We start from the raw sequence: 239 nt of genomic DNA, 5'->3' as shown, positions 1-239 counted from the left end.
ATCCTTCGCGTCCTTCGCATCGGCGATGGCCAGCGGCTGGGCCAGCGTGCCCATCCCGTCCTCGACCGTGCCGATGTTCTCGAACAGGCCGGCTACCTCCCAGAGGATCCAGTCCGACATCGAGCGGATGCGCATCACCAGCGCGATGGCCACCGCGATCGCACCCATCGAGATCGACGCCTGCAGCCACGCCCAGATCGCCACGCCCGCCACGCTGGCCAGCAGGAACGCGTTGAGCG

At 68.2% G+C, this 239-nt stretch carries 1 pseudogene; it reads right to left on the bottom strand.

Features of this window, described 5'->3' with window-relative positions:
- Positions 1–239: pseudogene (locus M2D63_RS26060) on the bottom strand (multidrug ABC transporter ATP-binding protein); the annotation flags it as partial.

It is taken from the genome of Pseudomonas sp. BJa5 (assembly GCF_030272875.2).
Lineage (GTDB): Bacteria > Pseudomonadota > Gammaproteobacteria > Pseudomonadales > Pseudomonadaceae > Aquipseudomonas.
This window is presented reverse-complemented; position numbering and strand designations above follow the sequence as displayed.